The sequence below is a fragment of the Cecembia calidifontis genome (assembly GCF_004216715.1).
GTDB classification, from domain to species: Bacteria; Bacteroidota; Bacteroidia; order Cytophagales; family Cyclobacteriaceae; genus Cecembia_A; species Cecembia_A calidifontis.
Genome location: NZ_SGXG01000001.1, coordinates 3,341,771 through 3,363,722, shown reverse-complemented (window position 1 = coordinate 3,363,722; position 21,952 = coordinate 3,341,771). Strand labels below are relative to the sequence as shown.

Annotated in this window: 15 protein-coding genes; 8 read left to right on the top strand and 7 right to left on the bottom strand. The window is 42.1% G+C overall.

All coding sequences use genetic code 11. The annotated features are described in order from the left end of the window. Window positions 1-24: 24 nt before the first annotated feature. Entirely contained in the window at window positions 25-1,203 is a 1,179-nt protein-coding gene (gene uxuA, locus BC751_RS14440; protein ID WP_130276269.1) for a mannonate dehydratase, read from the top strand. A 104-nt stretch (window positions 1,204-1,307) separates the two neighbouring features. Here the strand turns inward: uxuA and BC751_RS14435 are convergent, their stop codons facing one another. Both BC751_RS14435 and BC751_RS14430 read right to left on the bottom strand, forming a co-directional pair. Then, a complete protein-coding gene (locus BC751_RS14435) occupies window positions 1,308-2,012 on the bottom strand; it encodes a LytR/AlgR family response regulator transcription factor (RefSeq protein ID WP_130276268.1) in 705 nt (234 codons plus the stop codon). A 3-nt stretch (window positions 2,013-2,015) separates the two neighbouring features. Then, complete coding sequence (locus BC751_RS14430) at window positions 2,016-3,038, bottom strand: sensor histidine kinase (protein ID WP_165389844.1); 1,023 nt, start codon at window positions 3,036-3,038, stop codon at window positions 2,016-2,018. Between the two features lie 338 nt (window positions 3,039-3,376). Here BC751_RS14430 and BC751_RS14425 point away from each other — a divergent pair, with 338 nt between their 5' ends. Beyond that, window positions 3,377-4,255: an alpha/beta fold hydrolase gene (locus BC751_RS14425; protein WP_165389843.1), complete on the top strand. Its 879-nt coding sequence runs from the start codon at window positions 3,377-3,379 to the stop codon at window positions 4,253-4,255. Between the two features lie 230 nt (window positions 4,256-4,485). Here BC751_RS14425 and BC751_RS14420 read toward each other — a convergent pair whose 3' ends face one another. The 3 genes from BC751_RS14420 to BC751_RS14410 all read right to left on the bottom strand — a co-directional run bounded on the left by BC751_RS14420 (window position 4,486) and on the right by BC751_RS14410 (window position 9,354). Further along, on the bottom strand, window positions 4,486-6,498 hold the full coding sequence (locus BC751_RS14420) for an alpha amylase C-terminal domain-containing protein (protein ID WP_130276263.1): 2,013 nt from the start codon (window positions 6,496-6,498) through the stop codon (window positions 4,486-4,488). 215 nt (window positions 6,499-6,713) lie between these two features. Beyond that, a complete protein-coding gene (locus BC751_RS14415) occupies window positions 6,714-7,811 on the bottom strand; it encodes a glycerate kinase (protein ID WP_130276261.1) in 1,098 nt (365 codons plus the stop codon). 196 nt (window positions 7,812-8,007) lie between these two features. After that, on the bottom strand, window positions 8,008-9,354 hold the full coding sequence (locus tag BC751_RS14410; protein ID WP_130276259.1) for an alanine/glycine:cation symporter family protein: 1,347 nt from the start codon (window positions 9,352-9,354) through the stop codon (window positions 8,008-8,010). A gap of 559 nt (window positions 9,355-9,913) precedes the next feature. Between BC751_RS14410 and BC751_RS14400 the strand changes: the two genes are divergently transcribed. Further along, window positions 9,914-10,402 carry a hypothetical protein gene (locus BC751_RS14400; RefSeq protein WP_130276255.1) on the top strand — a complete coding sequence of 163 codons (489 nt, stop codon included), beginning with the start codon at window positions 9,914-9,916 and terminating at the stop codon, window positions 10,400-10,402. Between the two features lie 377 nt (window positions 10,403-10,779). Here BC751_RS14400 and BC751_RS14395 read toward each other — a convergent pair whose 3' ends face one another. Beyond that, complete coding sequence (locus BC751_RS14395) at window positions 10,780-12,387, bottom strand: beta-N-acetylhexosaminidase (RefSeq protein WP_130276253.1); 1,608 nt, start codon at window positions 12,385-12,387, stop codon at window positions 10,780-10,782. 222 nt (window positions 12,388-12,609) lie between these two features. Between BC751_RS14395 and BC751_RS14390 the strand changes: the two genes are divergently transcribed. The 5 genes from BC751_RS14390 to BC751_RS14370 all read left to right on the top strand — a co-directional run bounded on the left by BC751_RS14390 (window position 12,610) and on the right by BC751_RS14370 (window position 19,660). Continuing rightward, complete coding sequence (locus tag BC751_RS14390; RefSeq protein ID WP_130276251.1) at window positions 12,610-14,067, top strand: Gfo/Idh/MocA family protein; 1,458 nt, start codon at window positions 12,610-12,612, stop codon at window positions 14,065-14,067. Between the two features lie 818 nt (window positions 14,068-14,885). After that, complete coding sequence (locus BC751_RS14385) at window positions 14,886-15,479, top strand: hypothetical protein (protein ID WP_130276249.1); 594 nt, start codon at window positions 14,886-14,888, stop codon at window positions 15,477-15,479. Window positions 15,480-15,709: 230 nt separating this feature from the next. Continuing rightward, window positions 15,710-15,829, top strand: a complete 120-nt coding sequence (locus BC751_RS14380; protein ID WP_278043589.1) for a 2-oxo acid dehydrogenase subunit E2 — start codon at window positions 15,710-15,712, stop codon at window positions 15,827-15,829. Window positions 15,830-16,120: 291 nt separating this feature from the next. After that, window positions 16,121-18,589, top strand: coding sequence for a glycoside hydrolase family 95 protein (locus tag BC751_RS14375; RefSeq protein WP_130276245.1), 2,469 nt, complete (start codon window positions 16,121-16,123; stop codon window positions 18,587-18,589). 45 nt (window positions 18,590-18,634) lie between these two features. Beyond that, on the top strand, window positions 18,635-19,660 hold the full coding sequence (locus BC751_RS14370; RefSeq protein ID WP_130276243.1) for a zinc-binding alcohol dehydrogenase family protein: 1,026 nt from the start codon (window positions 18,635-18,637) through the stop codon (window positions 19,658-19,660). A gap of 225 nt (window positions 19,661-19,885) precedes the next feature. Here BC751_RS14370 and BC751_RS14365 read toward each other — a convergent pair whose 3' ends face one another. After that, a complete protein-coding gene (locus tag BC751_RS14365) occupies window positions 19,886-21,691 on the bottom strand; it encodes a sensor histidine kinase (protein ID WP_130276241.1) in 1,806 nt (601 codons plus the stop codon). Window positions 21,692-21,952: the final 261 nt, after the last annotated feature.

Sequence of the window (21,952 nt, the reverse complement as noted above, 5' to 3'; positions counted from 1 at the left end):
TAAACAATTAACCAAACCCACCCCATGATACATAAAATGGAACAGACCATGCGCTGGTATGGTCCCAAAGATCCGGTAAGTTTAGCAGATATCAGGCAGGCCGGTGCGACAGGTATCGTATCTGCCCTTCACCACATTCCCAATGGGGATGTATGGTCCAGGGAAGAGATTAAAAAGAGAAAGGATATCATTGAAGCTGGTGGCCTGACCTGGTCCGTAGTGGAATCCGTCCCAGTGCATGAAAACATCAAAACACGTTCAGGCAAATACCAGGAATACATAGAAAATTACAAACAGACCATTGCCAATTTGGCCGCTGAAGGTGTTAAAATTATCTGCTACAATTTCATGCCTATTTTGGATTGGACCCGGACTGAACTGGCTTGGCCCCTTCCAAATGGTGCCAAAGCGCTAAGGTTTGAAAAAAAGGAAGTGGTAGCCTTTGACCTTTTTATCCTTAAGAGACCTGGCGCTGAAAAAGAATATTCACAAAAAGAAATCCAAAGGGCTAAAGATTTCTTTGAAAACGCTTCCCCGGCAGATCTCAAAAGGGTTCAGGACAATATACTGAAAGGATTACCGGGATCAGAAGAGGGCTATACCATGGAGGAATTCCAAAAAGCCTTGGACACCTATAAAGGAATAGGACATGAGGAACTGTCCAATCACCTCAGGCTTTTCCTGGATGAAATTCTTCCTGTGGCCGAGCAACATGGTGTGAAAATGTGCATCCATCCGGATGACCCTCCGTTTGACATCTTTGGATTACCTAGGGTGGTAAGTACTGCTGCAGACATGCGGCGCATGATCAGGGACAATGCCAGTCCTAACAATGGATTTACCTTTTGTACAGGTTCTTATGGGGTAAGGGCTGACAATGACCTTCCTGCTATGGTAAGGGAATTTGGTGATTACATCCACTTTATCCATCTAAGAGCTACCACCCGTGATGCGGAAGGTAATTTCTTTGAAGATAACCACCTCGAAGGTGATGTACCGATGGAAGCCGTCATCCATGAAATCCTCAAAATACAAAAAAGAAGAGGGCTGTCTATACCGATGAGACCGGATCATGGCCATCAGATGTTGGACGATATCGCAAAACCAATTGTCAATCCCGGTTATACAGCAATAGGCCGGCTTAAAGGATTGGCCGAAATCCGTGGTGTTGAGGCTGGGTTGATTTACGCAGGTGTAGTATAAATCTGGCTTTTCAGAGAAAATTTCTTTTCCCCCATAATTCCTTTTTTAATTGGTTGCTGTCCACAGATGCTGGTTATAGGAATTATGGGGATTGTTTTTTTGGCTTAGCCTTCTCCTGTCAATAGCTGAATGATCTCGTTCCGTCTACTTCTGGAAAATGGTACCTTTTTGATTCCCATATCCAGTTCATTCCCAATGATCCCAAGGACCTTGTTTTTGGCAATGATATAGGTTTTATGAACCCTAAGGAAGTTTCCTTCCGGAAGGGTTTCTTCCATACTTTTCAAGGTCATAAGTGAAATCAACTTTTCCGTGGAAGTATGGATTTTTACATAATTTTCCATTCCTTCCACCAACAAAATATCTTCCAGGTTGACCCTTCTCAAAGCATTGTCCACTTTGACATAGATAAAATCACGCACTTCTCTGATGATCTGAGGGTTTCCCCTGTAGGTTAATTTTTCCCTGGCTTTGTTCACTGCTTTAAGAAAGCGGTCAAAAGGATAAGGTTTGACCAAATAATCAACCACATCCAACTCATAGCCTTCCAAAGCATAATTGGGATAAGCAGTGGTAAAAATCACCAAAGGAGGATTGGAAAGACTTTTAAGAAATTCTATCCCTGTAATTTTGGGCATCTGTATATCCAGAAAAATAAGGTCCGGCTTTTCATGCGCAATGAAAGCATTGGCTTCTAGGGCATTTTCACAAATACCTATCAAATCCAGTCCTTCAATCTCCCTGATATAACTCTTCAGCCCCTCTCGGGCCAATGGTTCATCTTCTACTATAATGGTCCTGATCTGCATATGCTAAAAATTTATTTTCAAATTGACATTGAAATCACCTTCCCCTTTTCGGATGTTCAGTTCATATTGATCCGGATAGACCAACTCAAGCCTCCTCTTGATATTTGCCAGTCCAAGACCACCCATAGTATTCTGCTGATTTTGAGCAATAGATTCTGAGGTATTGAAAAACTCAGCTTCAAGTGTATTTCCCTGCCTTTTGATCTTCACACGAATAATATTGGGACGGTCCAGATGGGTGGAGAGATGTTTGAAGCAATTTTCCAAAAAAGGGATCAAAACCAAAGGTGCTATCTGAAAACCCTGTAATTCGCCCTCTTTTTCCAATTTGAAATCCAAGCGGTTACCCTTCCTGATTTTTTCCAGTTCAATATAATTTTCAAGGTATTCCAATTCCTTTTGTATATCAATTCTTTCTACCGAAAATTCGTAAAGCTGGGACCGCAAAAGGTTGGAAAGCTTGATCAAGGTTTCCGAAGCTTTTTCAGGATCAATTTTGATCAGTACATAGATGGAATTGATGGTATTGAAAAGAAAATGGGGATTCACCTGGGATTTAAGGTAATGCAGTTCGTTTTTTATCCTTTCCTTCTCCCTTTTGTCTTCCAAAATCCTGGATTTCCTGTTCTCCTTTTGCGCTTTTAGTCCCAAAAAAATAACAGGCGTAAAAATATTGGAAGTTACCATATAAACGATGATGGAAAAGGTGGAAGACTGGAATTCCTGGTTCAAATCCCTATCGAAAATAAGGGACATCAAAAGATAGATAAGGTACCCAAAGACAATGGCCAAAAAAATAAATACCAAAGGAACCAACCAGAACTTTTTGGTCTTCATCCAGTCTTTCAGTGGGCTGTACTGAAAGATATAATACATCCCAAAATGCGAAATCCCATAGATGATAATCAAGACACTGAGAAAAGTTTTATCCTCATAGAGGTTATTGTAAGCAAAATAGAAAAACACAAAATATACCATCCAGAAAAAGGGATGGTAAACAGTCTTTTTGGTCAGAAAATCGCGCATTTTTTGCCAAGTTTTTTCCCAAGGTGGATTATTTAAAGCAATGTTTGACAAGCCCTTATCCATTTATGTTTTAAAATTGTTTATCTCAAATCTAGTTTTGAATTTATCCTTTTACGGACCTTTCAGGAATTCCTCTTGACGAACGGAAGGATTTGACTGACCTATGGTAGTTTTTACCCTATTTGACTGAAATCTACTCCTAATGTAAGGCAAAATACTTTCTTGGGTCTCCTTCCTTTGTCTGTAATCCAATGGTCACGGGCAGCCCACAATTGGTCAAACAAACTTTTTGCCCCGGGAAGTATCATCCAATTTTGGAGAAAACAAAAGCTAAAACCATGAAAACATCAGTATTTAAATGTTTGCTTGTTCTTTTCTTGATGGGCAGCACAATCTTTGCAAAAGCCAGTAACAGCCTGGTCGAGGTAACAGTAAAAGGAAAAGGCAGGCCTTTGATTTTGGTACATGGCATGTCCTGCGACGCTACGGTTTGGGATGAGTTTGTCACAAAATACCAAGGACAGTATGAATTGCATTTGGTATCCATCAAAGGCTTCGGAAACAATGAAAAAATGGAATCCCCGCATTACCTTACCCAGATCAGGGATGAAATCATCACTTATATCAACAATAAATCCCTTCAGCACGGGGTTCTGATCGGGCATAGCATGGGGGGATTTTTAGGCCTTTGGATAGCGGCACTTGAGCCGGATCTGCTTTCGGGAATCATCTCTGTTGACGGTATACCTTACTTTCCCGCAGCCCAAATGCCTGGAATTACACCGGAAATGGCCCAAAACATCGCTGAACAAATGAAAGCAGGAATGTCACAAATGGATGAAAATCAGTCCAAAGCCAATCAGGAAATGATTGTCGCAGGGATGATCAGAAATACAGAAAAACATGAAAAAGTGGTTAAAATGGGCCTGAACAGCCATCCTGAAGTGGTGGGACAAGCTTATGCTGAAATGTTTACCACCGATATTCGGCCATTCATGGAAAATATCAAAACGCCTACCTTGGTTCTTGGTTCTTGGGCAGCATACGGGCAATACGGATTTACAAAAGAAACTATAACAGCAAACTTTCTACAACAGGTCAACTTAATCCCAACAGCCACATTGGAAATGGCAGAAACTGCCTACCATTTTATCTTCTATGATGAACCGGAGTGGTTCTATGGACAAGTAGATATGTTTCTTTCCAAATCATGGTAACAAAAAACGAGGTCAATGAGTCATTAACCTGGTATTCACCGCTTATCAGAAAAAATTAAGGAAAGCAGTTTTTTTATAAACTTTAAAAAGAACCTCCCGTTATAACCTTGTAATAGCTTGCAATGACGGGAGATTTTCCTACTGCTCATACGGAGAGTAAGGCTTTTCTCTTTTAGTTTAGTTGATGATTGTCATTGTACAGAATGGGCCCTTATCAGGGCCCATTTATTTTAATTCACTTTCTTCAAAACCAAAGCAGTCCTGTTGGGCAGATAAAGCTTGATTTTTTTTCTTTTGTCCGTAGGATAATCAAATTTCTCAGAAACCCTTTCAAACCCACCGTAGCGCTTGTTGTCTGAATTGAGTACAATGTGGTACTGCCCGGCCTCAGGAACCTCAAATTCCAACCCAAAATAGGATTCCGAAACATGAAAATTGAAGGCAAAAACAAGATTGGCCCGTTGAAATACCAATATCTTTTTGTCCGGATCCAAAAACAACTGCTCGGCATGGGGGGCCATCAGCACAAAATTTTCTTTGACCAAGGCAATCATATCCCTGTCCCATTCATTGAGGTCATGATAGCGTAAATGGTCTGTATCTACCAAGGACCATTGTCTTCGGGCATATTGATAACTCCAGTTATTACCTTCACGGGGAAAATCCACCCATTCTGGATGACCAAATTCATTTCCTATAAAATTCATATAACCTTCCCCGCCCAAGGCGATGGTGATGAGACGGATCATTTTATGCAAGGCTACTCCCCTGTCCACTACCAGACTGCTCTGCAGCTTGGTCATGCCTGTATACATTTCCTTGTCCATCAACCAAAATGCTATGGACTTATCCCCAACCAAGGCCTGATCATGGGATTCTGCATAAGCGATGGTTCTTTCTTTCTTGGGCCGGTTGCTGAGTTCGTGCCACATTTCAAACATGTCCCAATGCTCATCCATTTTGTGTTTGAGGGTCTTGATCCAAAAATCAGGAATGCCCATTCCCAAACGGAAATCAAATCCTAACCCTCCCTCCTCATGCCTTCTGCACAGTCCGGGCATCCCGCTTACTTCTTCGGCTATAGAAAGGGCCTGCCTATTAAAGTCATGAATAAGCCTATTGGCCAACTGCAGGTAAATAACGGCATCCCAATCCACTCCCTCTCTGAAATATTTGGCTGGATTGTCAAAAGAAATATGACCATGATGCAAATAAAGCATAGAAGTAACCCCATCCCAACGGAATCCATCAAAATGGAATTCCTCCATCCAATACCTTACATTGGAGAGCAAAAACTGCCGGACTTCTTTTTTGCCGTAGTCAAATAATTTGGAATCCCAACCCTCATGGTAACCCCTTCCCCCCGGATGGAAATATTGATGGTCAGAACCGTCAAACTCATTCAGACCTTCCAGTACATTTTTAACCGCATGGGAATGAACGATGTCCATAATGACCGATATACCCATTTCATGGGCTTTATTGATGAGGAACTTGAGTTCTTCCGGTGTGCCAAACCTCGAGGAAGGGCTGAAGAAATTGGAAACATGATAACCAAAGGAACCATAATAAGGATGCTCCATTATGGCCATTACCTGTATGGTATTGTATCCGGCTTTTTGAATCCTCGGCAGAATATGTTCGGCAAACTCCAGGTAAGTCCCCACTCCTTCCTTTTCCTGTGCCATGCCTACATGGCATTCATAAATCAGCGGCTGCATCAGGTTGTCGGATGGATCAAAGCCATGGTCAGTCCAAACAAAAGGTTGAGGAGGAAACCAAAGTTGACCCGCAAAATCATGGGTCTTTTCATCCTGCACCACCCTCCTAATATACGCTGGTATCCTGTCCAAGGCTCCGTTTTTGGCCTCAACATGGACCTTGACTTTAGATCCATGCTTAAATCGCTCTTTGTATTCATCAAAGGGCAAAAATATCTCCCAATCGCCCCTATGGTTCCTTTTCATGGGATGGCTGTACCTGTTCCAAGAATTGAAATCTCCTATTAGAAACAAATTGTAAGCCTTCGGTGCCCATTCTCTGTATATCCAACCATTACGAAGCGGATCAAAGTGTATCCCATAATACTCATGGGCACGGGCAAATTCCAAAACACTTCCATAACCCTGCTCAATATCCTGAAGGGTGTATTTGTACCGGAGGTACCTTTCATAAATATCCTCTGAATAATCCTTGAGCCAGTCTTCTTCCTTGGCCAAGGCTAAAATTTTCTGATTTTCCACAAAAAATCCGGAGTTAGTTTGATTTAAAGATAAAAAATAAATCGAATCGCCGAACTACATTTCCCGTAATTTTGCAGGTTGTTTTATTAAATGCTGACTTTTTCCAGTGCCAGATTTCCCCATTTTCTATTACCCTTATTTCTACCCTCCCAAACTTACCTAGGTACCATTTCTGAAATACGCATTCCGAAATCCGAATCAATGAACATCTGTTCCTATCTCAGCTTAAAATCCAAGACCGCATTCCTTAGATTATCCTTGGCCTTTTCCTTAAAGTCCTTTTGGCTAAAATCAAGGTCAGGAAGATAAATCACCTCCTGAAAACCTGCACCTTCCAATCCTTTTCCTGAGGTAATCAAGGCACAGTTTTTTCCGTATTTCCTGCACAATTGCATCAGTTCGTAGCTTCCCTTACCCCCTGCTGACTGCCCGTCATATTTTCCTTCACCTGTAATGACCCAATCCGCCCATTTGACCTTTTCTTCCATGCCCACTTTATCAAAAAACCACTTGGCCCCCATTTTCAACTGTGTTTCGTAAAAAAATGACAAGCCATAGGCAATTCCTCCTGCTGCACCAAATCCTTCTTGGTCAGGAATGGCTTTTCCGGTTTTTTTTGAGAAAGCAAGAAGGATTTCCTGACAGGCCAGGTGAAATGCCTCGAAATCATAATGCTTGAGTCCTTTTTGTGGACCAAAAACTGGTATAGCACCTTCCTCCCCAAAAAAAGTATTGTTCACATCACAAAGCAAAGTAAATGAGAGTGGGTAGGATTGAACAGGCCGTTGAATATGTTTGATTTTTTGGAGAAAGGTGTCTCCAAATTTGGGTATTTCCCTGCCTGATTCATCCAAAAAAGAAAAGCCCAAAGCCGACAAAATGCCCAAACCCAAGTCCACGGTAGCTGAACCACCTAAGCCCAAAACGATATGATTCGCACCTGCGCCGACAGCATGCCGGATCAATTCACCCGTTCCATACGTACTGCTAACCCATGGATTCTTTTCAGTTTCATTCAAATATTTTATGCCAGAGACAGTGGACACATCCAGGTAAGCTGTCTTCGTATTTGGGTCCAAAAAATAAAACCCCTGTTGGGACCTTCCTATGGGATTCATGGTCCAAATATAGGTAGGTTGCAGTCCTAATACCTTTCCCAAGAGGTAGCAGGTCCCATCTCCCCCGTCTGCAATGGGCAGGCACTCAGTCACAAAACATGGATGTTTTTCCAAGAGGGCCTTAGAGATGATTTCCACAGCCTCATCTGCTTCTATTGTTCCTTTAAAAGCATTGGGGGCGATAAGGATTTTCATTGCTGATGGTTAGGAATTTGGTTGATGTTTGAAATGTAGTGTATTTTTCAAATAAATGAGAAAGGTTGAAAACAGTTCATTCTGTCTTTTTACTTTTTCCTTGGCTCTTAATGAAATCCTTAAAACCCTTAGCTCCTTAATATTTCAAAATCCGACTTCAAACTTCCGAAATCCGACTTTCAAAATACCCTTTCCCCTAATCCCTAATTCTTCCAAAATATTCCTTCGTGGCGGCCTTCACTTTAGGAGCCAGGTATATTGTGGAAATCATGGTCGGAATGGCCATAATGGCATACATCCCGTCAATAAAACTCACCACCACTTCCAAAGAAACCACAGCCCCTGCCACGATGGTCACCAGATAGAAATAGTTGTAATATTTGGCTTTGTCTGCTCCAAAGAGGTAATTGAAACATTTGTGGCCATAATAGGAATAGGTAAACATGGTGGATAGTGCAAAAACCAGGACAGCTACCATCAATAAGTATTTGCCGATTCCTGGCAATCCCATCTCAAAAGCAGAAAGGGTCAACCGCACCCCATCATTTTCGGAGTTTTCCCAGACACCTGTAAGTAAAATGACCAAGGCTGTCAGGGTACATACCACCACGGTATCGATAAAAGGTCCCAACATGGCAATCAGCCCTTCCCTTACAGGTTCGTTATTTTTGGAAGCACCATGAACCATGGGAGCGGTACCAATCCCTGCTTCATTGGAGAAAGCTGCCCTTCTGGCACCGATGACCATCACGGCGCCCACAGCACCGCCCATGACAGCATTTCCTGTAAAGGCATCTTCCACGATCAGCCAAAGCATATGTGGGATCTCATCGTAAAATTTAAACATGATGATCAGTACGGTAAAGAAATAGAGCATTACCATAAAAGGAACCAATCGGGAAGCTACTGCCGCAATCCTTTTAATGCCTCCCAAAATCACTATGGCCACTATCAGCATCATGGAAATGCCCAATACCCATTTGGTGGTATCACCATGATCCAAACCGTTCGGTATCAATAGTACAGAGCGTAAAACAGCAGTCAGCTGATTGGCCTGAAAAATGGCCAAAAGTCCCAATACCCCCGCTATAGAAAAAAGGATGGCCAGGGGTTTCCATTTCTTGCCCATACCTTCTTCAATGACATACATGGGACCGCCCTGCACTACTCCATCGGTATCTTTTCCACGGTACATGATGGCCAGGGAACAGGTAAAATACTTGGTCGCCATACCCACAAAGGCAGAAATCCACATCCAGAAAATCGCACCAGGACCACCCATATTGATGGCAATGGCCACCCCTGAAATATTGCCCAGGCCTACCGTAGCCGCAATGGCTGCAGATAATGCCTGACGGGAAGAAATCTGACCCGGAAGGTTCTGATCATCGTATTTGCCACGGACTACCTTGAGGGCATGTCCAAAATGGCGGAAAGGTAAAAACCCGGAATACACAAAAAGGATAAAACCTCCTCCCATCAACAATACTAACATTGGTGTATCCCATATCCAGTTACTGAAGTCAATGATAAATTGTCCCATGAATTACATTACAAATGAAACAGCATATTAAAGGCAATTTTGGTAAAAGACAAATGGGAAGTGGAATTTGATGCTTTGGGGATTCTGGAGAAAAAAGGTTCCAACTTTTTGAAAGTATAAATTATACCTGGTACAGAGTATCAAGTACCAAGCATTAGATTCCGGTAAGTAGAAAATGAACACTTCCTCCCAATGGTTTTCCAATAGTTTATGGGTAACTCAAACTTACAGAATGTCCTTCTTTTTTGCCTTTTTACTTTTGCCTTGGCGCATTAATTATTTTTTATTATTCCATCATCATTCTTCTTTCAACACAAAAGATGTCTCTCCGGTATTGTTATCGGGATCGACATGGTTAGAAATTGCCACTTGTAACAATTCAACACTTTCAGGATTGGGATGGCCCAAACCAACATCATCCAATGCTTTAAGAGTAAACGGAAAAGCCTACCAATATTCAACCAAATTTGGCAAAGTTTCACTTTAATTCTTTGTGGCCAAAGCTTTGTTGTCTCAAATTTGGAGCATGTAATTTTAACTTCTCAAAAAAATTTAATTTATGAAAAAAATACTTTTGCTTCTGGTTTTCACTGCCATCGCCTCCCAAGTGATGGCACAGTCGGCTACAAGTATTCACTCAAAAGGAATTGAGGGCTGCTACACAGATTATTTCATTGCATTTACAGAAAGAGGTGCAAGCCCTGTCACTGATGGCCAACATGATGTGGTAATCAGTATCATCAATCAAGGAAAAAGTGAATGTTATTTTGGAAAGGCGACCGTAAAAGAGGGAAAACTCCAAAGACCTGTTCTGATCCAAAAAGATGACTTGTCTTTTGTGGAAATGAGTACCATCTTCAAAAGTCTGGATCCAGAATGGCTTGAAAAGCAGGATAAAAACACCTATAATGAGGTATCAGATGGCATGAGCCATACTTTTCTTACCCAGGACAAATATGAAATCAGGTTATTCTTTTACACATTTATCCATCCTACTCAAAGGGCCAACAGAAAAGCACCACCGGCTAATGTATTACTGAAGAAATAAACAAGAAAGAGCCGGTTACTCGGCTCTCTCTTGTTTCCGGATGTTTCCAATTGATTGAGACTTCTCTCCGCAATAGTTGACGGGATCCGTATGGCAAGGAAAAATCAATCTCAATAGATATCCTACAGAATCAGGACAGCTATTTGATCCAGCTTCCCCTTGTCACTTCGAACGGAGAGAGAAGTCTGGTTCTACCACCCATAAAGATGATGCTGCCATCGACATGACAAGGAAAAGCCATTCCAAAAAACTATCCAGATTTATATGGACAGCTTTTCGAATAGGCACTAAAATTTAGTTGATTTTAGATTCTTCTTAAGTCTTATTTCTTGTGTCTTGAGTCTAGAGTCTAATCTCTCGCTTCTAAACTCTCCAACCTACCACTCTACTTTCGGCGACCGGTAGAAATTCTTCCCTTGCGCTTCCCATCGCTGACCATGCCAAACGATCCTCCTTCTGAAATCTTCCCAGTTACGGGCGTTCTTGGGAGACCAGGCAATCTCAGCAATAGCAGCCAATCTTGGGAAAACCATATATTCTATATCCTCAAAGGTAATGATGGTCTCTGTCCAAAGTGGCGCTTCCACACCCAAAATATTTTCCCTCCTGATCTGCGCTTCTAATTCGGTAGGATCCCAATTGTAAGCTTGATCCAGTTCTATGTAAGCCGCCCAGTGCAAACCCAAATGGGTGGTGGAATCATATTGCATATCCAGATAGGCCTTTACAGCCGGGGACATCAAAACCTGTGAACCCTGTTCGATGGCAAGGATGGCATTTTCAGCCTTAGCCCAATATTGTGCGACGGAAGTGGGAAGCAATTTAGCATGGGCCACTTCATCCCAACCCAAGGTCTTCTTTCCATATTTGCTTACAATAGCCTGTGCTTTTTCGATAAAAGGAATATAATCTTCCATAGCCGTCACATGGGACTCGTCCCCACCAATATGGAAATATGGCCCTGGGGTCATCTCGGAAATTTCTCGGATAACATCATCGATGAACTGATAAGTGACCGGATTATTGGTGTCGAAAGTGGAGAAACCCACTTCAATACCTGTATGGTAAGGTGTGGCTTTTGGATCCTCCTCCAAACCCAGCGCTTTCCTGTCTATTGGCACTGCTGTTTTTTCAGGAACAGTGATTCCGGGATTCAGGATACCATAAGCATTCAAAGCGGAATTGGTATGACCGGGCATATCGATTTCAGGTACAATGGTAATGAACCTGCTCTGTGCATAGCGTACGATTTCTTTGTAATCTTCCTGGGTATAAAAACCACCTTCGCCCCCTCCTACCTGATTGGCTCCGCCAATCGTAGTCAATAAAGGCCAGGATTTGATCTCAATCCTCCAACCCTGATCATCGGAAAGGTGCAGGTGCAGGTGATTGATTTTATAAACCGCAATCTGGTCTATCAATTTTTTGACATCCTCTACAGAAAAGAAATGCCTGGCCACATCCAGCATCATGCCTCTATAAGCATACTCCGGATGATCCTGTACAGTTCCCGTAGGAATCAAAAACTGATTACCGGATCCTTTAGAACTTCCTCCATGAGCAGGCACCAATTGTTTCAAAGTTTGAATACCGTAAAAAAGACCTTCTGGTGCCGGAGCAGCAATCAATATTTTCTTGTCAGAAATACTTAAGCTATATCCTTCCTCATGAGGAGAAGCACCTGCATCCAAACTCAGGATAATGGAATTGTCTTTTTCCTCCTGTCCGATGGACAAGTTCAATCCTGTCAAATTCCCAAGGGCTGATTTCAGGTACTCAGCGACCGGTTCCAGCTGGGAAGGATCCGAAGAAAGTACGATGGCTGTTTTACTGCTCAAGGTAAAACTGCCGGCCTCTGGTGCTACTGACACAGGGATGGGAATGATACTGTGTTTATCCAAAGGAATTACTTCCTGCTTTTTCCCGCAGGAAAAGCCCAAGATGGCCAAAGCAGTCATAAATAGCATGTTTTTTAATTGCTTCATAGTAGAAACTTTTTTAGGGTCTAAGTCGATTTCAAACTTACTTAATTTTTTTAATTAAGCCTTTACCATTTATCGAAAAGTTAAAATAACCTTTCAGCTAATCCATTTATCATCTCATAAATCCACCTTTCCTAAAATGCTTCGTGATGCCTGATTGAAGACATTTTTTTATAAATTGTTCCGGGAAATTCCCAGTTCAAAAAATCAAAAACCACCTTCTATATGAAAGATACAGAAAATTCATCCCCTAATTCCAGAAGGGATTTTATCAAGGCCTCCGCCACTGCCCTTGCCGGGTTTTATTTTGTACCGAGACATGTGCTTGGTGGCCCGGGTTACGTTGCGCCTTCTGATCGCTTAAGGGTTGCAGGCATAGGAGTAGGCGGCATGGGGGCCGGAGATGTACGCGGTGTATTTGCGTCCGGAAAAGCGGATTTTGTAGCCCTCTGCGATGTAGACGATCTCCGTGCCAAAGGCAGTGTAGAAGCCCATCCCAAAGCCAAATTTTATAAAGATTATCGCATCATGCTCGATAAAGAGCATAAAAATATTGATGCGGTCACCATATCCACCCCTGACCATATGCATGCGGTGCAGGCCATGGCTGCCATGCAACTGGGGAAACATGTCTATGTACAGAAGCCCCTCACGCACAACATTTACGAGGCCAGGATGCTGACAGAAGCGGAGAAAAAATACAAGGTAGTCACCCAGATGGGCAACCAAGGTTCCTCTGGCGATGGGGTACGCCAAATGGTAGAGTGGTACAATGCTGGACTGATCGGGGAAGCTACACGGGTATATTGCTGGACGGACCGGCCCGTTTGGCCACAGGGCATTCCCTGGCCTTCGGCTACAGCTACTCCACCGGCCAATCTGGACTGGGACCTATGGCTTGGTGTAGCACAATACAAGGATTATGTGGAAAACCTTCATCCTTTCAACTGGAGGGGCTGGTGGGATTACGGCACCGGAGCTTTGGGTGACATGGCCTGCCACAATATGGAAGCTCCCTTTAGGGTGCTGGGATTGGGCTATCCTGTCGCTGCGGAATGCAGTGTGGGTTCAGTCTACATAGGTGAATTCCAGCGAGGTTATTTCCCGGAAAGCTGCCCTCCTTCATCGCATATTACGCTCCGCTTCAAGCGGGAAGGCAAAGATGACCTGCTGTTCCACTGGATGGACGGCGGCATACAGCCCAGCAGACCGGATGAACTGGGCCCCAATGAAGTGATGGGCGATGGGGGAAATGGCGCGATTATCGAAGGCACCAAAGGCAAAATGATGTGCGGTACTTATGGGGCAAACCCACAACTCCTTCCTACCTCTAGAACAAAAGAAGTCAATGTAGCGCAAACAGAATACCGGGTACCGGGCGGTTCAAGCGGACATTACAACAACTGGGTGGAAGCCTGTATTGCAGGGTATGGCAGCAAGGAATTTGAGCGTTTGAGTTCGCCTTTCTCCATAGCCGGTCCCTTGACCGAATCTGTGCTGATGGGCAACCTTGCTATCCGTAGCTATGACTACAGAGAGCCAAGGAATGACGGTTCCAACCGTTTCAACTATCCGGGTAGAGGCATACAGCTTGTTTGGGACGGTCCCAATATGAAAGTCACCAATTTCGAGCCTGCCAATCAGTTTGTAAAAAGAGAATACAGAGAAGGCTGGAGTTTGTAATCATTCAATGATTTCTTTTAAACTAAGGTTATTGGAATCTTTCATAGGAAATGTTCTATCTTTTTCCTTTTGCCTTGGCTCTTAAAATAGCTCTTATGTAGAATAATCTATTTAAATAAAGTTAGCCATTTAAAACCATAAACCATTCAAAAGCCCTTAGCCCTCCGCTTCGGGCTTTTTTTATTCCTTCCGGGAAGCGACTTAATTCTATCTCAGCAGCTTTTTAGAATTCATTTTGGAAAAAATTACTCTGCTTAAGGTATTTTTTGATAATTTGACATTTGTTAGTTTTGGAATAAATAGGCTTAGTTAAGGAATAGATGGAGCATAGATTGGATTTGTTAGGGGGGGTATAAAAAGGTGGTGAAGCCAGCGAAAGGAAAAAAAGCCTTATAGTTACCTTACCGGTTACTCTTTTGAAAGAACCTGAAAAATATAACCCGTCCTATCAGCCATATGCCTTTACAGCAGATAAAGAGCCCTTTGGAAGATCTGAATTAATAGGATGGATAAACCAGACATATTTATTTATTAATTCAGGCAAATAATATCTGGAAAAAGCAGACAGATAAGTAAGTTATTGCTTCTTGTAAAAAGACAGACAACCAAAAATGAAATCCGGTAAGACAAAAAAATATTCCTGATTCATGGAAACCTAAATGAGCACCTGAAACTGTCATACAAAAAAACACCAGCCAACAACAAGTTTTTTTGTCAGGAGGGTTCAAGTGAAAAATTATACGGTAGAAATTCTACTAAATTTGAAAAATATCAGGTATTGCGTTTCGATTCAATTCATTCCAGCAAAATAAAAAGAAATGACATTCAAAGAATTTATTGACCGCTTTGATTTTGAAGATTCCATAGTCCTACTGGAAGGCAAGCGTGATGTCCAGGAAGCAGACAAGGAAAAGCTGACTGCTTTGGGTAAATTATTAGCTTCCAGCTCTATAAAAATGATTTTTAGAAGCGGAAATGCAGAAGGGGCCGACCAATGGTTTTCTGAAGGGGTAACTGCTGTTGACCCCAAAAGGTTACAGGTCATTACCCCCTATGCTGGGCTTAGGGCCAAGACCAATAAGGCCTATGAAACCTTATCCCTGGATGATATCAACCTGGCTTCAAAGCCTGAAGTGATATTCCATTCAAAAAGCAATAAAAAAACAGAAAAGCTGATTGATAAATTTGCATCAGGAGAGAAAAACCGGTACACCATCAAGGCGGCCTATATCATACGGGATACCATTAAAGCCATCGGAACGGAAGAAATAAAGCCTGCAACTTTTGGGATTTTTTATGATGACCTAGAAAACCCAAAAACAGAGAGAACCGGTCATACCATGAATGTATGTGAGCAAAACAACATTCCTGTCATCGACCAAAGAATATGGTTCAACTGGTTGAATGAATAGAAAAATTTTCTTTTCTGAATCTTTTTGCAACATCTTTTAAACTTGGTCTTATTTGTTTTGCTTTTTCCCAATGGAGGGTCATTACTTGATCCTTAGTATCAAATTCCGAAAGTCAAAAGTTAGTAAAGCCTAGGCCTATCTTTTTTTTTGTATTTTGGATTGGGCTATCTCCATTCATTCATGTCAAATTTCAGGATCCAAAAATTCCCCGATTCCAGAATGGCCAGTAATTGATCCGTGAAATACTAAAAATGTCTATCTTATTGGATCATGATGTGATGGACGGAGCCCCTATGGCCAGGTTTGTTGCCGAGTTGAGTAAGAATATTGAAAGAGGATTGAATTTATAGGATTGGATAGTGAAAGCTTAATTTTTTTAACCACAAAGGCACAAAGAAAATTGGAAAGGATTTTGGCATAAAATCCAGCGATTTTCTTTTCGACCCCAATGGGGACAAACCTCCCATTCTTTCCCTGTCCATGTTTCAAGACCTTCTAACCCTTAAACCTTAAGATTTAAACAAACCTGACTTTTCAGGCCATTAAGCTTAGAACCTGTTATCTAAGTTTTTTCTTCAAGAACTCCTATTTTTTTGAAGCTTTCGCATCAAGCATGTATTTTTACACAAACCTATTGACCTATGCCCAAAATTTCCCTGATCCCTTTTCTGGTATTTTCTATTATTTTCCATAGCGTTTCTCAAAATAGTGAACCGCTCAAACTCTGGTACAAGCAGCCCTCCGGCAATACTTGGGAAAATGCCCTTCCCATTGGTAATGGCCGCTTGGGCGCAATGGTTTATGGAAATGTGGAAGAGGAAATCATCCAACTCAATGAAGAAACCGTCTGGTCCGGGAGCCCCAACAGGAATGACAACCCTGATGCTCTGGCAGCACTGCCTGAAATTAGGGCTTTGATTTTATCAGGGGAATACAAAAAAGCGGAACAATTGGCCAGGGAAAAAATACAGACCAAAAAATCGAATGGTCAAATGTACCAACCTGTTGGCAATCTTCTGCTGAAATTCCCTGGACATAAGACTTACCAAGATTTTTACCGGGAATTGGATATAGAGAATGCCATCACCAGGACCCAATATTCCGTAGATGGTGTCACCTTCACGAGAGAGATTTTCGCTTCCATTCCCGATCAGGTGATTGTCATTCGTTTGTATGCAGACCAAGCCGGAAAACTGAATTTTCAGGCAAGGTTTACCAGTCCTCATACTTCTGCCCTATTTGCCAGTGAAAAAGATTCCCGTTTGTCGGTTTCCGGAACCACTTCCAGCCATGAAGGTGTGGAAGGCTTGGTGAGGTTCAGGGGAATCGCTTATTTTAAAAATATGGGTGGGCAAATGAAAACTATCGGGGAGAACCTGGAAGTCCAAAACGCCGATGAAGTTCTGATTTTTATATCCATGGCAACCAATTTCAACAGCTACAAGGATATTTCCGGAAATGAAATCCAGCGCGCTGAGGAATACCTTGCTAAAGCAATCCAAAAGCCTTATGAAGCATTAAAGCAAGCGCATATCAAAAAATATAAATCCTATTTCGATAGGGTCAGTCTGGATTTGGGGAAAACGGAGGCCATCCAGCTCCCCACTGACGAAAGACTGAAAAACTTTAAATCCAAACCTGATCCGCACCTGGTAAGTCTGTATTTTCAGTTTGGGAGGTACCTGTTGATATCTTCCTCCCAGCCGGGTGGACAGCCGGCAAACCTCCAGGGCATTTGGAACCATAGACTCTATCCACCATGGGACAGCAAGTATACCATCAATATCAACGCCCAAATGAATTATTGGCCGGCTGAAAAAACCAACCTGTCCGAGCTACACGAGCCTTTCTTGAAAATGGTAGAAGAGTTGGCTGTTACAGGAAAACAGACCGCAAAAGACATGTATGGAGCCCGAGGTTGGATGGCACATCACAACACCGATATCTGGAGGATTACTGGCCCTGTGGATGATATTTTCTGGGGCATCTGGAATGGAGGCGGAGCCTGGGTTAGTCAGCACTTGTGGGAACACTACCTGTACACGGGAGATATGGATTTCCTTCGCCGTATATACCCTGTTCTAAAAGGTGCTGCGGAGTTCTACATAGACTTTTTGGTTCCCCATCCAGATCATGATTGGTTGGTGGTCAATCCTGGAACCTCCCCGGAAAACGCCCCTCAGGCACATGAAGGCACCTCCCTTGATGCCGGCACTACCATGGACAACCAACTTGTCTTTGACGTTTTCAGTACCGCTTTAAGGGCAGGTGAATTGATTGGAGAGGACAAGGGCTTTTTGGACTTATTGATGCAGCTTAGGGAAAAACTTCCTCCTATGCACATAGGAAAGCATGGTCAACTTCAGGAATGGCTGAAAGATATCGATGACCCTGAAGACAAACACCGGCATATCTCCCATCTTTATGGACTATATCCTTCCAATCAAATTTCACCTTACTTTACACCTGAATTGGCCAGTGCTTCCAAAACTACCCTGATTCACAGAGGGGATATTTCTACCGGTTGGAGCATGGGCTGGAAAGTCAATTGGTGGGCAAGATTGCTGGATGGGAATCATGCCTATAAACTCATTGAAAATCAATTGAGCCCTGTTACAGGGGATTTTGAGGCAGGAGGATCCTATAACAACCTTTTTGACGCCCATCCCCCTTTTCAGATTGATGGTAATTTTGGTTGTACTTCAGGAATTGCTGAAATGTTGCTTCAAAGTGCAAACGGTGAAATTCATATTTTACCTGCATTACCAGATGTCTGGCCCCATGGCAAAGTGACCGGTCTGAAAGCAAGGGGTGGTTTTGAGATTGTAGAATTGAGCTGGAAAAACGGAAAAGTTGAAAAACTCATTATCAGATCAGGCTTGGGAGGAAATCTTAGAATAAGAACTGCTGAAGCACTGGTTTTGGAAAATGGAAATTCACCAGGTCAGGCAAAAGGATCGAATCCTAATCCCTTTTATTTTGTAGAGACCACTCCGCCTGCGGTAATTTCAGCCCTCGCAAATGTACAATTACTGGAACAAAAGGAAACGGTGGTGTATGATATTCCCACAGAAAATAACCAAGTTATTGTCCTACATTCCCGAGAGTAGTATTTTTTTGATTGAATTCACACCAAACCTTATAAAAAGCAAAAAATGAAAGCTATTATATTGCAAGAGGCCGGAAATCTAAAAGCCCAAATACAGGATATACCGGAGGAACTTGAAGGTCATGAAGCTCTGGTTAAAGTCCATAGAATAGGGATCTGTGGGACTGACATTCATGCTTTTAAGGGCAGACAACCCTTTTTCTCCTATCCGAGGATCTTGGGACATGAACTGGGGGTCGAGGTGATTGCACTTGGAGAAACGGTTACTCACTTAAAGCCGGGGGATAGATGCTCCGTAGAACCTTATTTCAACAGAAGCATCGACCAGGCTGTAAGAAGCGGCAAAACCAATTGCGGGGAAAAGATTTCCGTTTTTGGGGTCCACGAGGATGGAGGAATGAGGGAATATTTTAAAATTGATGCCAGATATCTCCATCCTTCTTCAAAGTTAAGCTATGAACAATTGGCATTGATTGAACCACTCGCCATTGGTTACCATGCCATCCAAAGAGCCTCACCGGATCCAGAAGATAAAATATTGGTTATTGGTGCAGGGCCTATTGGGATGGCTACAGCACAGTTTGCTGTCTTATCAAGTAAGGAAATAGTGGTGATGGACATGAATGCCGAAAGGCTTGCCGTTTGTAAATCAAATCTCCCCATCAAAGATACCATTCAGATCAAAGACCCGGATTTCCCAATAGTTGATGCGTTAAAAAAAGTCTTTGAGGGAGACCTTCCTACTGTAATATTGGATGCTACAGGCAATCCGGACTCTATGAAAAAAACCTTGGAATTGGCCGCTCATGGGAGTAAAATAGTATTCATCGGACTTTTCCAGGGAGATTTCTGCTTTCATGATCCACTTTTTCACAAGAAAGAGATCACCTTGATGGCCAGTAGAAATGCCCTAGGAAAAGATTTTAAAGAAATCATCCATCTTATTGAAAACGAAAAAATCAATACTGACTTTTGGATTACCCACCGTGTTTCATTTGACGATTTACCGGATCAGTTTGAAAAACTCTTTTTCGGAAAGGAATCCGTGATCAAAGCTATGGTTGATCTGTAAAAAAACTTTAAGAAACCTTGGGTTTTATCCTGGGTTTCTTTAAGGTTTTACCACTTCGTATTTATTTTCCCTTTTTCAATTTATTCAAGGGGTACTATTTTTTCATGGTTTCCATTCACTGAGATTCAACTTTGGAAATTCCACTCCGAAATTTCCACTTTTTAAGGGTTAATAATCTCCGACATCCGACTTCCTAACTTCGCCTTTGACACCCTCCTATCGCTATCAAGCAGCCAAATCCTGCTCCCTGAAGTCTATTTCAAAACTCGCCCCGGGATGCGGTACGATCCTGAGCTGTCCATTGATCTGACGGGTCAAAGTTCGGACAAGTTTCAAACCCAAAGATTTGGTGTTGTCAATATCCAGGTTTTCGTCCAGCCCCTTACCTGTATCCTTGATCAAAAGCTTATAAGCTCCCGGCTCCTTCTGTGAGAACACAATATTGATTTCGCCAAAATCCCTGTCTTCAAAGGCATATTTCAGTGAATTGGAAAGTAGTTCATTGGTAATCAACCCCAATGGAATGGCCATGTCCATATCCAGGCTGATGTCCTCTGCGGCAATATTTACCTGAATCTGCTTGTCAGACCTGTAAGTTTGAGTTAAAAAGTCACTTAACTGCTGCATGTATTCCTGCATGTTGATTCTGGAGAGATTTTCATACTGGTATAGTTTTTCGTGGATCAAGGCCATGGTTTTCACCCTGCTCTGACTTTCCTTCATGGCATCTTTCATCTTGTCATCTTTGAGGCTTCTGGTCTGCATGCTCAAAAGGCTGGAAATGATCTGCAGGTTATTTTTCACACGGTGATGGATTTCCTTCAGCAGCAGTTCACGCTCCGCATTCTGTTTGGCTATTTCCCTGTTTTTGTCCTCCAGTTCAACATTATGTTTCTTTCGGATACTTGCCTGCCTGAAAAACAGTCCTGCCATAACAAGGAAAATAACAAGCCCGGTTAAACTGGCATAAATCTGCGCCTGTTGTTTTTGGGCAAGAAGGCTTTGGATTTCTTTTTCCTGTTCCAAAACTGCTATTGCCTGATCTTTTTTGGCTGTTTCATATTGGGTTTCCAATTCGGACAATTGTTTGTTTTTGGTTTCATTGAATACAGAATCTTTGTAAGACTGATGAAGGGTCAAGTAATCAAAGGCATTTTTATAATCCCCTCTACGCTGATAGGCTTCTGCCATACCCTGATAGGAGTCCCGAATCCCAACCAGGTCTTTGATTTCTTTTCTTATGGCCAATGATTTCTCCATGTATTCCAGGGCTGCATTTGTATTTCCGAGTTTATTGTTGGCATATCCAATATTGAAAAGGAAACCCGCATACCTTTGGGAGCCATTATCAGAAAACTGATCCAGGGCTTTCTTAAATAGCTGAATCGCTGCTTGATAATTTTCTTTTTTGAACTCCACATTTCCCAAAATGCCATAAGCAATGCCTATATCCTCTTTTAAACCATTGGGTTCATAGAATTCAAGGCTTTTTCGGGCATAAAAAACAGCAGAGTCCAGATCCCCATAGGTATAATGGTATTCGCTTAAATAATAGTCCAGATTTGCCAGATCATAAAGATTCGGGCTGTTTTTCATGTACAATTTAGATGTCAACAATGCCTTGTACTGCTTTTCAGACTCCCCTTTGTAGGAGTACAATTCAGATAGGCGGTTGTGGATTTTAGCCAACAAATTGGAGTTTTGATTGTGCTCAGCGATTTTTAGTGCTTTGAGCAAGAATTGCAGTCCTTCGTCCTGCCTGTTCAATTTATCCAAAACCATGTATTTATTCATATAAAAACCCACCCACCGGATTTCCATAGAATCCAGATAACTGCTCAACAATTCCTCTGTTTTTAAAAAATTATCTAATGCTGTCGCATTTTGTGATTGTCTGTAAAATGGTCCGGTTAAAAAAATCAAAAACCTTTGGATCCAAATCCTGCCCTCCAGTTTCCTGTATATGATACAATGTTGTCTTGGCTTTTTCAACATCCTTTTTTTCCAACTGGGACCAAAAGGCTTTTTCATAATAAGACAAGGAGTCTGTCACCCATGTACTTTGCTTGGAAAGCACTGCTTGTGACAGGAAAATACCTACAAAAAGGAATAAAATTTGAATTATACGTTTCATTGTGCCGGATTAAAAGTTTCTAAACGAAGCTTTTGAACAATTATCATATACATCATCAGGGCGCATCAATCGCCTAAAGTTTACTTAAATATAGGAATTTAAACCCAATAGCTTATACCTATGTCCTGTTTTTCTGGCTAACAGCCTATTACTTGAAT